The organism is Falsiroseomonas sp. CW058, assembly GCF_050563535.1.
In the GTDB taxonomy this organism is placed as follows: domain Bacteria; phylum Pseudomonadota; class Alphaproteobacteria; order Acetobacterales; family Acetobacteraceae; genus Falsiroseomonas.
In genome coordinates, this window is the sequence record NZ_JBNXUO010000014.1 from 34,790 (window position 1) to 49,677 (window position 14,888).

The 14,888-nt window shown below is 75.9% G+C and carries 10 protein-coding genes; 5 read left to right on the forward strand and 5 right to left on the reverse strand.

The window, feature by feature from the left end; all coding sequences use genetic code 11:
* The first annotated feature begins 1 nt into the window (after nt 1).
* From addB to ACK8OX_RS13020, 4 genes are all read left to right on the forward strand, one after another.
* Nucleotides 2-3,064, forward strand: coding sequence for a double-strand break repair protein AddB (gene addB, locus ACK8OX_RS13005; RefSeq protein ID WP_430664546.1), 3,063 nt, complete (start codon nt 2-4; stop codon nt 3,062-3,064).
* On the forward strand, nt 3,061-6,543 hold the full coding sequence (gene addA, locus ACK8OX_RS13010) for a double-strand break repair helicase AddA (RefSeq protein WP_430664547.1): 3,483 nt from the start codon (nt 3,061-3,063) through the stop codon (nt 6,541-6,543). The genes addB and addA overlap by 4 nt, the downstream gene beginning before the upstream one ends.
* A gap of 110 nt (nt 6,544-6,653) precedes the next feature.
* Nucleotides 6,654-6,983 carry a thioredoxin TrxA gene (trxA, locus tag ACK8OX_RS13015; protein WP_430664548.1) on the forward strand — a complete coding sequence of 110 codons (330 nt, stop codon included), beginning with the start codon at nt 6,654-6,656 and terminating at the stop codon, nt 6,981-6,983.
* A gap of 57 nt (nt 6,984-7,040) precedes the next feature.
* Nucleotides 7,041-8,171: a PQQ-dependent sugar dehydrogenase gene (locus ACK8OX_RS13020; protein ID WP_430664549.1), complete on the forward strand. Its 1,131-nt coding sequence runs from the start codon at nt 7,041-7,043 to the stop codon at nt 8,169-8,171.
* 48 nt (nt 8,172-8,219) lie between these two features.
* On the opposite strand, the gene ACK8OX_RS13025 is transcribed toward ACK8OX_RS13020, so the two are convergent.
* The 4 genes from ACK8OX_RS13025 to ispH form a co-directional block, all read right to left on the reverse strand.
* Nucleotides 8,220-8,549, reverse strand: a complete 330-nt coding sequence (locus ACK8OX_RS13025; protein WP_430664550.1) for an FKBP-type peptidyl-prolyl cis-trans isomerase — start codon at nt 8,547-8,549, stop codon at nt 8,220-8,222.
* A gap of 77 nt (nt 8,550-8,626) precedes the next feature.
* On the reverse strand, nt 8,627-8,944 hold the full coding sequence (locus tag ACK8OX_RS13030) for a hypothetical protein (protein WP_430664551.1): 318 nt from the start codon (nt 8,942-8,944) through the stop codon (nt 8,627-8,629).
* Nucleotides 8,945-8,979: 35 nt separating this feature from the next.
* The gene (locus ACK8OX_RS13035; protein ID WP_430664552.1) at nt 8,980-11,031 is read right to left on the reverse strand and encodes a protein-disulfide reductase DsbD family protein; all 2,052 of its coding nucleotides are present in this window, start codon (nt 11,029-11,031) and stop codon (nt 8,980-8,982) included.
* A gap of 78 nt (nt 11,032-11,109) precedes the next feature.
* A complete protein-coding gene (gene ispH, locus ACK8OX_RS13040; RefSeq protein WP_430664553.1) occupies nt 11,110-12,039 on the reverse strand; it encodes a 4-hydroxy-3-methylbut-2-enyl diphosphate reductase in 930 nt (309 codons plus the stop codon).
* A 249-nt stretch (nt 12,040-12,288) separates the two neighbouring features.
* Between ispH and ACK8OX_RS13045 the strand changes: the two genes are divergently transcribed.
* Nucleotides 12,289-14,265, forward strand: a complete 1,977-nt coding sequence (locus tag ACK8OX_RS13045; protein WP_430664554.1) for an ATP-binding protein — start codon at nt 12,289-12,291, stop codon at nt 14,263-14,265.
* A 45-nt stretch (nt 14,266-14,310) separates the two neighbouring features.
* On the opposite strand, the gene ACK8OX_RS13050 is transcribed toward ACK8OX_RS13045, so the two are convergent.
* Nucleotides 14,311-14,784 (reverse strand): GcrA family cell cycle regulator, encoded by a 474-nt coding sequence (locus tag ACK8OX_RS13050; protein ID WP_430664555.1) that lies wholly within the window; start codon nt 14,782-14,784, stop codon nt 14,311-14,313.
* Between the last annotated feature and the right edge of the window lie 104 nt (nt 14,785-14,888).

Genomic DNA, 14,888 nt, shown 5'->3' on the forward strand with positions numbered 1-14,888 from the left:
CATGCGCCTCTACGACATCCCCGCGCATCTCCCCTTCCTCGACTGCCTCGCGGCGGGCGTGCTGGAGGGGATGCGCGACCGGCCGCCGGAGGCGCTGGCGCGCGCCACCATCCTGCTGCCGACGCGCCGTTCCGCCCGCGCCCTGCGCGACGCCTTCCTGCGCGAGGCCGGCCACGCCGCGCTGCTGCTGCCGCGGATGCGCGCGCTGGCGGGGCTGTCGACCGAGGATGCGGACGAGCTTGCGCTGCCCTCCCTGCTCGACCTGCCGCCGGCGGTGCCCGCACTCACCCGCCAGGCGGTGCTGACCGGCTATGTCATGCGCCAGCCGCGCCGCTTCGGCGGCCCCGCCACGCCGGAACAGGCCTGGCAGCTGGCCGGCGAACTCGGCCGCCTGTTCGACGAGGTGGCGCTGGAGGAGACCGACCCCGCCCTTCTCGCCAGCGGCGACCCGCTGACCTTCGCCGAGGCCTGGCTTGCGCGGCTGGAGACGCTGGTGCCGGAGGAGCAGGCGACGCACTGGCAGATCACCGTCGCCTTCCTGCGCGGCGTCGCGCAGCAATGGGTGGGCTGGCTGACGGAGCAGGGGCTTCTCGACATCGGGCTGCGCCGCGTGCTGGCGCTGCGCGCCCAGGCGCGCGCCTGGCAGGACGACCCGCCGGCGGACCCGGTGATCGCGGCGGGCATCGGCGTCGGCGGCACCATCCCCGCGGCGGTGGAGCTGCTGAAGGTGGTCGCCGCGCTGCCGCAGGGCTGCGTCGTGCTGCACGGGCTCGACCGCCGCGCGCTGGGGCGCGTCTGGGCGGCGGTGAAGGACGCGCCGACGCATCCCCTGTCGTCCCAGGCGCGGCTGCTGGAGGCGATGGAGGCGGACAACACCCGCATCCTCCGCTGGCCGGGCTGCGCCGCCGTGGCCACCCATCCGGTGCCCGAGGCCCGCGCCGCCCTGCTGGAGATGGCGCTGCGCCCGCCCGAGGGCATGGAGCCCTGGAGCCGGCCGGAGCCCGAGACCTGGCGCGCCGGCCTGCCCGGCCTGCAGCTCCTCGCCGCGCCCGACGGGCAGGCGGAAGCCGCCGCCGTCGCGCTGCTGCTGCGCGAGGCGCTGGAGCGGCCGGGCGCGCGCGCCGCGCTCGTCACGCCCGACCGCGACCTGGCGCGGCGCGTCTCGGCCGAGCTGACGCGGCACGGCATCCTCGCCGACGACAGCGCGGGCGAGGGGCTCGGCACCACGCCCGCCGGCGCCTTCCTGCGCCTGGTCGCGCGCATGGTGGCGGAGGATTTCGCGCCGGTGCCGACGCTCGCCGCGCTGAAGCATCCGCTCTGCGCCGCGGGGATGGAGCGCGACGCCTGGCTCGCCGCCATCCGGCTGCTGGAACGCCGCGCGCTGCGCGGGCCGCGGCCCATGGGCGGGCTCGGCGGCCTGCGCCGCGCCGCCATCGCCGGCCTGCGGGAGGAGGCGCTGGCGCGCGTGCTCCTCGCCCTCGATGCGCTGGACGCCGCGCTCGGCGACTTCGCCGCGCTGTCGGGCGCCCGCCCGCCGGCCGACCTGCTGGATGCGCACATGGCGGCGGCCGAGGCGCTGGCCGCGACGCCGGCCCGCCCCGGCGGGCTCCGGCTCTATGCCGGGGAGGAGGGGGAGGTGCTGGCCAACCACCTGGCCGACCTGGCGCCGGCCATGGCGCGGCTGCCGCCGCTCGACGCCCGCGCCTGGCCCGCGATGTTCGACGCGGCGCTGGAAGGGGTCGCCGCGCGCACGCGCCGCACCGCGCGCGGGCGCGACCTGGCGGCGCATCCGCGGGTCGAGATCCTCGGCCTGCTGGAAGCGCGGCTGCTGTCCTTCGACCGCGTCGTGCTCGGCGCGCTGGACGAGACGGTGTGGCCGCTCGCCACCGATCCCGGCCCGTGGATGAGCCGGCCGATGCGCGCCCAGTTCGGCCTGCCGGAGCCGGAGGCGCGGATCGGGCGCGTCTGCATGGACTTCCTGCTCTCGGCCTGCGCGGCGCCGGACGCCATCCTCTCCCGCGCCGCGCGGCGGGGCGGCGCGCCGACCGTGCCGGCGCGCTGGCTCACCCGGATCGAGACCTTCCTGTCCGGCCAGGCGCTGGCCCTGCCGCGCAGCGAGGCCGCGCGCTGGGCCGCGGCGCTGGACCAGCCCGCCGCCCCGCCGCAGCCGGTCCAGCGCCCGGCGCCCGTGCCGCCGCGGCACATGCGCCCCGACGCGATCAGCGTGACGGAGGTGCCGGAACTGCTGGCCGACCCCTACGCCTTCTACGCGAAGCGCATCCTGCGGCTGCGCGCGCTCGACCCGCTCGATGCCGATGTCGGCGCGCTCGACTACGGGCAGATCGTGCATGGCGCGCTGGCCGCCTTCGTCAACCGCATCGGCGCGGCGCCCGGCGGCTGGCCGGGCGGGGAGGAGGCGGGGGCGATCTGGGCCGAGGCGGCGGAAGCCGCGCTCGCCGCGCAGGGGCCGCGCCCGGCGCTGGCGGCCTTCTGGCGCCCGCGGCTCGCCCGCATCGGCGCCTTCGTCATCGCCGAGGAGGCGAAGCTGCGGGAAGGCGGGCACATCGCCGCCTCCTTCACCGAACGCAAGGGCGAATGGGTGCTGAAGCGCCCGCGCGGCGAGGTGGTGCTGAAGGCGCGCGCCGACCGCATCGACCGCCTCGGCGATGGCAGCCTGATGGTGCTGGACTACAAGACCGGCAGCGTGCCGAACGAGGCGGCGCTGCTGGACGGCACCGCGCCGCAGCTGCCGCTCGAAGCCGCCATGGCGCTGCGCGGCGCCTTCGAGGGCGTGCCCGTGGCGCCGGTGCGCGCGCTGACCTATTGGCGCCTGACCGGCGGGCAGGAGCCGGGCGAGGTGAAGCCGATGATGGCCGAGGCCGAGGACGTGGAGCGCGTGGCGGAGGACTCGCTCGACCGGCTCGGCCGGCTGGTGGACCGATTCCTGCTGGGCGACGCCGCCTTCCCCGCCCGCCCGCATCCCGCCCGCGCGCCGAAGGGCGGCGACTTCGACCACCTCGCCCGCATCGCCGAATGGGCGCATGCCGAGGACGACGCGGAATGAACCTGCCGCTTTCCCCCCGCCAGGAAGCGGAATTCGAGCAGGGGCGCGCCTCGGACCCCGCCATCTCCGCCTGGGTGGGCGCCTCGGCGGGGTCGGGCAAGACGAAGGTGCTGACCGACCGCGTGCTGCGGCTGCTGCTTGCGCCCGGCACGCGGGCCAACGCCATCCTCTGCCTCACCTTCACCAAGGCCGCCGCGGCGGAGATGGCGACGCGGCTGGCGCGGGAGCTCGGCCGCTGGGCGGTGGAGCCGGAGGCGAAGCTGGCCGAACGGCTCTCCGCCCTGCTCGGCCGCGCGCCGGAACGGGAGGACATCGCGGCGGCGCGCGGGCTGTTCGCGCGCGTGCTGGAACTGCCGGGCGGGATGCGGATCAGCACCATCCACGCCTTCTGCCAGTCCCTGCTGCGCGCCTTCCCGCTGGAAGCCGGCCTCGCGCCGCAATTCGGCGTGGTGGAGGACAGCGACGCCGCCGCCCTGCTGGCCGATGCGCGGGAGGAGGTGCTGGCCGGCCCGCTCACCCCGCGCGACGCGCTGGAATCGCTGGCCAGCCTGGTGCCACCCGACGCCTTCGCGAAGCTCGTCGCCGCGCTCACGCAGGACCGCGAGAAGCTCGGCGCCGCGCTGCGCGCGACGGCGAGCCTGGACGGGCTCTGCGGCGCCATCGCGCGGCATCTCGGCCTGCCCGACGGCGCGCATGAGGGCGCGCTGGTGGCCGAGGCGGCGGAAGCGGTGGTGCACGAGGCGGAGATCGCCGCCCGCCTCCTGGAAGCCAGCCGCAACGCCAACGACAAGGCGCGCGGCACCGCCATCCTCCGCTGGCTGGAACTGCACCCCGCGCTGCGCGCCGCGCGGTGGGAGCAGTGGGCCGACATCTTCCTGACGAAGGAAGGCACGCCCCGCGCGCGGCTCGGCACCAAGGACATCGGCCCGCGCCAGTCCGAATGCCTGGGCATCCTCCTGCGGGAGGCGGAGCGCGTCGCCGCGGTGGAGGGCAGCCGCCGGGCCACGCGGCTGCTGGCCGCGACGCGCGCGCTGCTCGGCCTCGGCGCGCCGGTGCTGGCGGGCTACCAGGCGCGCAAGCAGGCACGCGGGCTGATGGACTACGACGACCTGATCCTCGCCGCGCAGCGCGTGCTGGAGGATCCGGGCAGCGCCTGGGTGCTCTACAAGCTCGATGGCGGGCTCGACCACGTCCTGCTGGACGAGGCGCAGGACAGCAACAAGGCGCAATGGGGCATCGCCGCCGCGCTGACGGAGGAATTCTTCGCGGGACAGGGCGTCGAGCGCCGGCGCGAGGGCGCGGCGCCGCGCACGGTCTTCGCGGTGGGCGACATCAAGCAGTCCATCTACGGCTTCCAGGGCGCGGACGCCGCGGGCTTCGGGCGCTGGAAGCGGCATTTCGCCACCGGCTGCGCGGCGCTGGGGGCGGAATTGCGGGACGTGCAGCTGAAGGTGTCCTTCCGCTCCACCGCGCCGGTCCTCGCCCTGGTCGATTCCGTCTTCGCCGCGGGCGCGGCGCGCGCGGGCGTGGTGGACGGCACGGACGAATTGCTGCACCGCCCGGACCGCGTGGGCCATGCCGGCTGCGTCGAGATCTGGCCGATGCTGGAAGGCATCCCCGCCGAGCCGCCGCCCGCCTGGGAGGTGCCGGAGACACCGGAGCGCGCCGCCGGCGCCGATGCCCAGCTGGCGGAAGCGATCGCCGCGCGCATCGCCCACTGGCTCGACAGCGGGGAGATGCTGCCCTCGCGCGGGAGGCCGATGCGCGCGGGCGACATCCTGATCCTGGTCCGCAAGCGCACCGGCGGGCTGGTGCCGCGGCTGGTGCGCGCGCTGAAGGAACGCAAGGTCGCGGTCGGCGGCGCCGACCGCATCCGGCTCGCCGAGCAGATCGCGGTGCAGGACCTCCTCGCGCTCGCCGACGTGCTGCTGCTGCCCGAGGACGACCTGCAACTGGCCGCGGTGCTGAAATCCCCGCTCGTCGGGCTGGGGGAGGAGGCGCTGCTGGCGCTGGCGCATGACCGCCCCGGCAGCCTGTGGTCGCGCCTGGCGCAGGAACGCGGGCGCGACACGCCGGAAGGCCGCGCGGCGGACTGGATCGCGGCGCTGATGGGCCGCGCCGACCTGGTGACGCCGCATGCGCTGCTGGCCGAGGTGCTGGGCGAGCATGGCGGGCGGGCGAAGCTGCTGGCGCGGCTCGGCCCCGATGCGGCGGACCCGCTGGACGAGATGCTGAACGCCGCGCTCGATCACGAGAGGCGCAACCCGCCGAGCCTGCAGGCCTTCGTGCAGTGGCTGCGGCGCGGCGGCGCGGAGGTGAAGCGCGAGCAGGAAGGCGCATCCGACTCCGTCCGCATCATGACGGTGCACGGCGCCAAGGGATTGCAGGCGCCGGTGGTGATCCTGCCCGACACCGTCGGCACCGGGCGCGACGACCGGTCCGTCCGCTGGCACGAACGCGACGGCGCGCCGCCGCTGCCCTTCTGGGCCCCCAACAAGGACCACCACGCGCCCGCCTTCTCCGAGTTGCTGGAGGAGGAGAAGCGCCGGCGCGCGGAGGAGGAGCACCGCCTGCTCTACGTGGCGCTGACCCGCGCCGAGGACCGGCTGCTGGTCTGCGGCTGGCAGCGCAAGCGCCCGACGAAGCGCGACTGGCCCGAGGGCTGCTGGTACGACCTGGTGCATGAGGGGTTCGGCCGGCTCGGCGCCGCGCGGCATGATTTCGACCATGTCGGCTTCGGCGCCCCGCCCGATTGCGCCTTCGCCACCGCGTCCCTGCTGCGGCACGAATGCCGGCAGGACGCCCCGCCCCGCCCCGACGGCCGCGATGCCCCGCCGCCGGCCGCGGCCGACGTGCCGGGCTGGGCGCACCGCCCCGCGCCCGCCGAGGCGGCGGAGGACGGGCTCACCCCCTCCGCCATCCCCGCCGAGGACGAGACGCCGGCCGCCGCCCCGCATGGCGGCGCCGACCCCGGCGGGCGGCGCTTCCGCCGCGGGCGGATCGTCCATGCCCTGTTGCAGCACCTGCCTGACCGCGCGCCGGACGGGCGGGAGGCGGCGGCGCGCGCCTTCCTCGCCCGCCCCGGCCACGGCCTGACGGAAGCCGAGCAGGCGGAGACGCTGGCCGAGGTGCTGGCCCTGCTGGCCGAGCCCGCCATCGCCGCCGCCTTCGGCCCGGGCAGCCTGGCGGAAGCGCCCATCGCCGGGCGCATCGGCAGCCGCCTGGTCAGCGGGCAGGTGGACCGCCTGGTGGTGACGCCCGGCCGCGTGACCGTGCTGGACTACAAGACCAACCGCCCCCCGCCGCAGAGCCTCGACGGCGTGCCGGCGATCTACCTGCGGCAGATGGCGGCCTACCGCGCCGTGCTGCGGCTGGCCTTCCCGGGGCGGGAGGTGGATTGCGCGCTGGTCTGGACCTATGGGGCACGACTGATGCCGCTGCCGCCGGAGCTGCTCGACCTCCATGCGCCGGCTGCATGACAGGCGGCGCCGCCCCCCGGAACTTGCTTGCTTGACCCGGCCCGGACCCGCCACGATCTTGCCATCCATCGCCGGGGCCCCCGCCCCGGCCGGATGGAGTCCCCCCGAAGATGAGCGAACTGACCAAGGCCGTCACCGATGACAGCTTCAAGCAGGACGTGCTGGAGGCGCCCGGCCCGGTGCTCGTGGATTTCTGGGCGGAGTGGTGCGGCCCCTGCCGGATGGTGGCGCCGATCCTCGACGAGATCGCCAAGGAGTACCAGGGCAGGCTGACCGTCGCGAAGGTGAACATCGACGACAACCCGATGACGCCGAACGACTACGCGGTGCGCGGCATCCCGACGATGATCCTGTTCAAGGACGGCAAGCCGGTGGACACCAAGGTCGGCGCCCTGCCGCGCAGCGCCATGAAGGACTGGGTGGCGTCCAAGGTCGGGTAAGCCCGGCGTGACCGGCGCGGCGCTGGAAGGCCGCGCCGCGCCCACCATCTGCGGCCCATGCGCCGCATCCTGACCGCCCTCCTCGCCCTGGCCCTCCCCACCCTCGCCGCCGCGCAGGAGGGCGAGGTGGTGCGGAGCGAGGCGGCGAGTTTCCGCCTGACCACCTTCGCCACCGGGCTCGAACGTCCCTGGGGCGCGGCGCTGCTGCCGGATGGGCGGCTGCTGGTCACCGAAAGGCCCGGCCGCCTGCGGGTGGTGGGCCGGGACGGCGCCGTCTCCGCCCCCCTCGGCGGCGTGCCGGAGGTGGAGGCGCGCGGCCAGGGCGGGCTGCTCGATGTCGCCCTCGCGCCCGATTTCGACCGCAGCCGGGAGGTCTATCTGTGCCAGGCCATGCTGGTGCAGGGCGGCGCGCTGACGCGGCTGGTGCGGGCGCGGCTCTCGCCCGACGCGGCGGCGCTGGAAGGCACGACGCCGCTGCTGGACGCGACGCCGCCGCAGGCCTCGGGCCGCAACCACTATGGCTGCCGCATCGCCTTCGGGCGGGACGGCGCGCTCTACCTCTCGACCGGCGACCGCTACGAGGTGAAGGAACGCGCGCAGCGCCTGGACGACCTGGCGGGCAAGGTGCTGCGCCTGTCGCGCGACGGGCGGGCGCTGGCGGACAACCCCTTCGTGGGCCGCGGGGGCGCGCGGCCCGAGATCTTCAGCTACGGCCACCGCAACCCGCAGGGCCTCGCGCTCAACCCCTGGACCGGCACCCTGTGGGAGGCCGAGTTCGGCGCCCGCGGCGGGGACGAGGTGAACCTGCTGCACCCCGGGCGCAACTATGGCTGGCCGGTGGTCAGCCATGGCGTGGACTACGACCGCAGCCCGATCGGCACCGGGCGGGCCACCGCGCCGGGGATCGAGGACCCGATCCACCACTGGACGCCCTCGGTCAGCCCCTCCGGCATCGCCTTCTATGACGGGGAGGCCTTCCCGGGCTGGCGGGGCAGCCTGTTTCTCGCGGCCCTGAACCCGCCCGGCCTGGTGCGGCTGACGACGGAGGGCGACCGCGTGACGGGCGAGGAACGGCTGCTGTTCGACCGCCGCATCCGCATGCGCGACGTGATCGTCGCCGCCGACGGCGCGCTGCTGGTGCTGACCGACGAGTCCCGCGGCCGCATCCTGCGCCTCGCGCCGCCCTGAGCGCCGCCGCCCTCCTCCGGGCCGGGGGAGGGCGGCGGCGCCGGGCCGTCAGCCGACGGCCAGCAGCTCCACCTCGAAGATCAGCATCGCGTTGGGCGGGATGACGCTGCCCGCGCCGCGCGCGCCATAGCCCAGCTCCGGCGGGATGGTCAGGCGGCGCTTGCCGCCCACCTTCATCCCGAGCACGCCCTTGTCCCAGCCCTGGATCACCTGGCCGGCGCCGAGGCGGAAGCGGAAGGGCTCGCCGCGGTCGAGCGAGCTGTCGAACTTCTTCCCCTTCTTGTCCGGCGCGTTCGGGTCGAACAGCCAGCCGGTGTAGTGGACCGTGACCGGGCCCGGGACGGCTTCCGCGCCCTCGCCCACCGTGATGTCCGTCATGCCTGCATCTCCCGCATGCTGTCCCGCCGCGCATCAAGCATGGCCGGCGGCGCGCCGCCACCCCGCGGGGGCGGCGCTCAGCGCATCCAGGGGCTGCGCTGCTGCGCGGGCGGGGGAAGCTGGAGGTAGAGGTCCGGCAGCGGCATGGCGGGCGGCGCGCCGGCGCCGGGCAGCGCCTCGCCGCAGGCGGGGCGCATCACGCCGCAATCCCAGCGATAGCCATCCTGCACGCCGGTCAGGCTGCCGCCGCGCTCGAACCGGCAGAGGCAGAGCTTGCCGGACATGCAGGCCACCGCCCCGGCCCAGCCGGCGCCGCAGACGGGCATCTGCTGCGCCGCCGCGGGGCGCGCGCCCGCCAGCAGGAGCAGCATCAGGAAGGGCAGGGCGCGCCGCATGGCGCCAGGATGGCGGGAGGGATGTGAACCCGGCGTTACCCCGCGCCCATCGCCTCCAGCACCAGCCCCTCGGTCAGGATCTGGGGCAGCACCGCGGGCTCCGCCGCGCCGGGAGCCCAGTAGAGATACAGCGGCACGCCTTCCCGCCCATGCTCGCGCAGCAGCGCGCCGATGGCGGCATCGCCCCGCGTCCAGTCGGCCTTGAGATAGGCGACGCCGCGTGCCGCGAAGGCATCCCGCACCGCCCCGCCGCGCAGCGCGACGCGTTCGTTGACCTGGCAGGTGATGCACCAGGCGGCGGTGGCGTTGACGAAGACCGGCCGCCCCTCGGCCCGCAGCGCCTCGACCCGGGCGGCCGACCAGGGCTCGGCCCCCGGATCGGCCGCCGCGGCCGCGGCCGGCGCGGCGGCAAGGCGCGGCAGCAGCGCGAGCGTGGCGGCCATCGCCGCCGCCACCGCCAGCCGGCCGGCCCATGCGCCCCGCCCCGTCCCGGCCCGCTGCGCGAGGCCGAGCGCCCAGAGCCCGGCCGAGAGGATCACCCCGCCGGCCAGCACCCACAGCACGCCGTCCGCGCCCGCCTGCTGCGCCAGCACCCAGACCAGCCAGGCGGCGGCCGCCAGCATCGGGAAGGCGAGGCCCTGGCGCAGCCATTCCATCCACGGCCCCGGCCGCGGCAGCGCGCGCGCCAGCCCGGGGGCGAAGCCGAGCAGCGCATAGGGCGCCGCGAGCCCGAGCCCGAGGGCGAGGAACACGCCCATCGTCATCGCCGGCGGCATCGCCATCGCGGCGCCCAGCGCGGCGGCCATGAAGGGCGCCGTGCAGGGCGTGGCCAGCAGCACCGCCAGCGCCCCGGTGGCGAAGGCGCCGGCATGGCCGCCGCGCGCCGCCACCGACTGCCCCGCGCCGACCGGCCGGCCGATGGCGAAGACGCCGGCGAGGTTCAGCGCGACGGCCAGCATCACCCAGGCCATGACGGCCACGAAGGCGGGTTCGGTGAACTGGAAGCCCCAGCCCGCCGTGCCGCCGGCCTGCCGCAGCCCGATCAGCGCGCCGCCGATGACGGCGAAGCTGGCCAGCACGCCGGCGGTGTAGCTGGCCGCATGCAGCCGGACGGCGCGCCGCGCCTCGCCCGACAGCCGGGCCAGCGCCATCGCCTTCATCGCCAGCACCGGGAAGACGCAGGGCATCAGGTTCAGCAGCAGCCCGCCCGCCAGGGCCAGGGCCACCGCCCGCCAGAAGGGAAGGGGGGCGGCGCGTTCCGCCGGGCCCGCCACGGCGGCCGAGACGTCGAAGGCCGCGCGCTGCCCGCCGCCGTCGCGCAGCACCACCGTGCCGTCCAGCGCCGCCGGCGCGGCGCCCGGCGCCAGCGCCAGGGCGAGCGTCAACGACCCCTCGCGCAGGGTCATCGGCTGCGGCGCCGTGTTGTCCAGCAGGCCGGGCGCGGCGGGGAAGAAGAAGGCGTCCCGCACGGTCGCGGCGCCGATCCCGGGGCCGGAGACGGTCAGGCTGGCCCGGCCGCCGCCCGCCCCGGCGCGGGCGGTCCAGGGCGCCGGCCGCGGCAGCCGCGCCTCCGTCGCCTCGAACAGCGACGTGGTGATGGGGGAGGGGATGGCGCGATCGGCGACCGGCAGGGTGAGGGCGAAGCGCCCCTCCTCCGGGATGCAGACCTGTTCGCAGACAAGCCAGGTCGCCTCCGCCTCGATGCGGAAGGTGTCGCCGGGCGACAGGCCGGGCGGCACCTGCACCGGGACCGGCAGCAGCACCTCGCCCTTGTAGCCGAAATTGACCAGCGGGCCGTAGGGGATGCGGTCCGGCGCGGGCCAGGCGATGGCGCCGGAGGTGGCGCCGGCGGGCAGCGCCAGCGTCACCTCGGGCGGCGCGCCGGCATCCCCGGCGTTCCGCCAGTAGGTGTGCCACCCGGGCGCGAGCCGCAGCCGCAGGCCGAGGCGGAAGGCCTCGCCCGGCGCCACCGCCGCCACATCGGCCGCCAGCGACGCGGTGGCGCGGGGCGACGACTGCGGCGGGCTTTCCACCCCGAGGGCGGCGGCGGGCAGCAGGCCGAGCAGCAGGGCCAGGAGGCGGAGCATGGCCATCATCTAGCACGGAATGCGCGGGCCGCATCGCGCGCCCGCGCCCGCGCCATCACGTCGCGCGGGGGCCGCGCGCTATTCGGCCGCCTGCAGCCGCGCGGGCAGGCGGAAGGTCACGTCCTCGACGATGCCGGGCAGGGCGGCGACGTCGCTCGCGCCCAGCGCCTTCAGCGTCTCCACCACCTCCGCCACGATGCGTTCGGGGGCGGAGGCGCCGGCGGTCACGCCGACATTGCGCGCGCCCGCCACCATGGCGGCGGTCAGGCCCCCCGCATCGGCGATGAGGAAGGCGCGCGCGCCGCATTCCTCGGCGATCTCGCGCAGGCGGTTCGAGTTGCTGCTGTTCGCCGCGCCCACCACCAGCACCACGTCGCATTCGCGCGCCAGTTCGCGCACCGCCGTCTGGCGGTTCTGCGTGGCGTAGCAGATGTCCCGCGTGCCGGGGCCGACGGCATCGGCGAAGCGGGCGCGGATCGCCGCGATCACCTCGCGCGTGTCGTCGACCGACAGCGTGGTCTGGGTGATGTAGGCGACCCGGCGGTCCGGCGCGACCGGCAGGGCCGCGACATCCGCCGCGGTCGCCACCAGATGCAACTCCCCGTCGATCTGGCCGAGCGTGCCTTCCACCTCCGGATGGCCCGCATGGCCGATCAGGATGACGGCGCGGCCGTCCTTCGCGTAGCGCCGGCCCTCGACATGGACCTTGGTGACCAGCGGGCAGGTGGCGTCCAGCACGTCGAGCCCGCGGAGCGTCGCGTCCATCTCCACCGCGCGGGCGACGCCATGGGCGGAGAAGACGGTCACCGCGCCGCCCGGCACCTCGTCCAGTTCGTTGACGAAGACGGCGCCCTTGGCGCGCAGGTCCTCGACCACATGGCGGTTGTGGACGATCTCGTGGCGGACATAGACGGGCGCGCCGTGCCGGGCGAGGGCACGTTCCACGATCTCGATCGCGCGCACGACGCCGGCGCAGAAGCCGCGCGGCTCGGCCAGCAGGATGCGCATGCCTTGTCCCTGGATGTTCCGACCGTGGCGTCAGATGGGGGCACGGCGCGGAAGGTGAAGGGTTTGTCAGACGGAGTGTCGAGCCGGCCCGCCCGGGTGTCAAGCGGACTTGACGCCCCTGCGCCGCCGCCCTTCGTCCCGCATGCGGCTTGGTGCAGCGGGGAACCGGACGCGGCGCCCACTCCCGCCCGGTGGCGGGGCAGGATACAAGCCGTGCGACCCTTCCGCCGCAACCGCCGGGATGTCCCGATGCCCGACCCGACGCGCCTCCTCGAGCCCGTCTCCAGCATGCTCGACAGCCTCGGCATCGCCTTCGCGGCCTTCGACGCGCATGACTGCACGCTGCTCTGGAACGGCACCTTCCTGCGCCTGTTCCCCGAGCATGACGGCCATGTCCATGTCGGCGAACACTACAGCCGCAACCTGCGCCGCTTCTATGCCTGCCGGCTCGACCCCGCGGAGATGGAGCACATCGACCGCCACGTCGCCGACGGCGTGGCGCGCCACCAGCGCCAGGCCTGGCCCTTCGAGTTCCAGCACCGCGGGCAGTGGATGCGCGTCGCCTCCCTGCCGGTGGAGGGCGTGGGGCGGCTGCGGATCTGGACGCCGACCGCAGCCCCGCGTGACCCCGGGGCTGTGGCGCGGCGCCTGGCCGATGGCGGCCGCGACGCGCTGGTGACGTCGATCGACCACATCGTCGACGGGCTGATGATGCGCGACGCCGCGGGGCGCATCACCATGGTCAACCGCCGCTTCGCCGCGCTCTACCGCCTGTCCGGCGAGGCGGAGGCGATCGGGCGGACCTTCGCCGAGGTGCTGCGCGACGCCTGGGCCGGGCTGCCGCAGGGCCATGCCGCGCTGCCCGCCCTGGCCGACAGCCTGCATTTCGCCGGCGCCCCGTTCGAGCTGTCGCTGCCCGGCGATGCCCGCGTGCGCGTCAGCGAGCATCGCGGCGCCGATGGCGGCACGGTCAGCATCCATGTCGACATCTCCGACCTGCACCGGCTGCAGCGCGCCACGTCGGAGGCGCAGGAGCGGGCCGAGGCGCTGGCCGCGTCGCTGCGCGAGCAGATCGAGGAACGCGAACGCGCCGAGGCGGCGCTGCGCCAGGCGCAGCGGATCGAGGTGGTGGGCCAGCTCACCGCGGGGGTCGCGCACGACTTCAACAACCTGTTCAGCGTCATGCTGACCAACCTCGAATTGCTGGAGCGGATGGGAGAGGGCCCGGCGCGGCGCGGCAGGCTGTCCTCGCTGCGGCATGCGGTGGAGCGCGGGGCGGCGCTGACCGACCGGCTGCTGGCCTTCGCGCGCCGCCAGCCGCTGCTGCCGCGGGCGGTGGCGCTGGGCGAGGTGGCGCGGGGGATGCTGCCGCTGATCGACGCCGCCTGCCCCGACGGCATCGAGCCGCGGCTCGACATCCCGCCCGACCTGCCGGCGGCGCTGGTGGACCCGACGCAGCTCGAACTCGCGATCCTCAACCTGGCGATCAACGCGCGGGACGCGATGCCGGATGGCGGGGAGCTGCGCGTCACCGCCCGGGTCGAGACGCTGGACGAGAGCGCGGACCCGGAAGCGCCGGCGGCCGGCACCTATGTCTCGCTCGGCGTCGCCGACACCGGGACCGGCATGTCGGAGGAAGTGCGCGCGCGGGCGATCGAGCCCTTCTTCACCACCAAGCCGCCCGGCCGGGGCTCGGGCCTCGGGCTCAGCCAGGTCTACGGGCTGGCGCGGCAGTCCGGCGGCACGCTGCGGATCGACACCGCGCCGGGCCGCGGCAGCACGGTGCGGATCCTGCTGCCGCTGGCGGAGGCGGCCCCGGCCGCGCCCGCCCCCTCCGCGCCGCCCAGGGCCGCGGCGGCGCAGGTGCGGGTGCTGCTGGTGGACGACGATCCGGACGTGCTCGACGGCATGGCCGACGCGCTGCGGATGATGGAATTCCAGGTCACCGCCGTCCCGGGCGGGGCGGAGGCGGTGCGGGCGCTGGAAGCGGGGCTCGACATCGACGTCCTGGTGACCGATGTGCGGATGCCGCGCATGACCGGGCCGGACCTGGCGCGCTGGGCCTGGCAGCGCCTGCCGGGGCTGCCGGTGCTGTTCGTCAGCGGCTATGCCGCGCCGGAGGCGCTGGCCGGCTTGCGGCAGCGGTTCCGGCTGCTGCGCAAGCCCTGCGCCAGCGCGGAGGTGGAGGCGGCGATCCACCAGCTGCTCTGCCGCGAGATCGCCTGAGGCGCGGCCGGCCGGCCTGCGGGCCGGCCGGGACGCAGGCCTGGGTCAGGCCGCGTCCTCGCGCCGGTCGCGGGCCTTCACATAGGCCAGCGCCGCATGTTCCCCGCAATAGGGCTTGCCGGTCATCGCATCGCCCGAGCAGAAGCGGAAGCCGGAGGTGCCGGGCTCCCCGATCGGCCAGCAGCAGGACCGCGCGGCGCCGAGGCGCGGGAAGGGCCGCACCACCGCCGGCGTCGCCGCGATGGGGGAGGCGGGCGCGGCGGGGCCTGCGGCGGCCACGGCGGGCAGGGTCAGGCGCGGCGCCACGGCGGCAGGGCGCAGCGGCTTCTGCGCGGCGGGCTTCGCATCGGCCGGCGCGTCGCGCCGGATCGGGCTGGGCCGGGCCGGCAGGTTCAGGCGGTGGGCCTTGCCCACCACCGCGTTCTTCGACACGCCCATGCGGCGGCCGATCTCGGCCGTCGAATGCCCTTCAGCCCACAGCGCGCGCAGCCTTTCGATGGCTTCCGGCGTCCAGTCCATGCGCAGTCTCCCCGGTGCCCCAACACTAGATACGGTAGGCCAACGCGGGTGCCGCGCACAAGTTGTGGTTGCCTGAACGGAATCGAAAAGCTGTGGATAGAGTG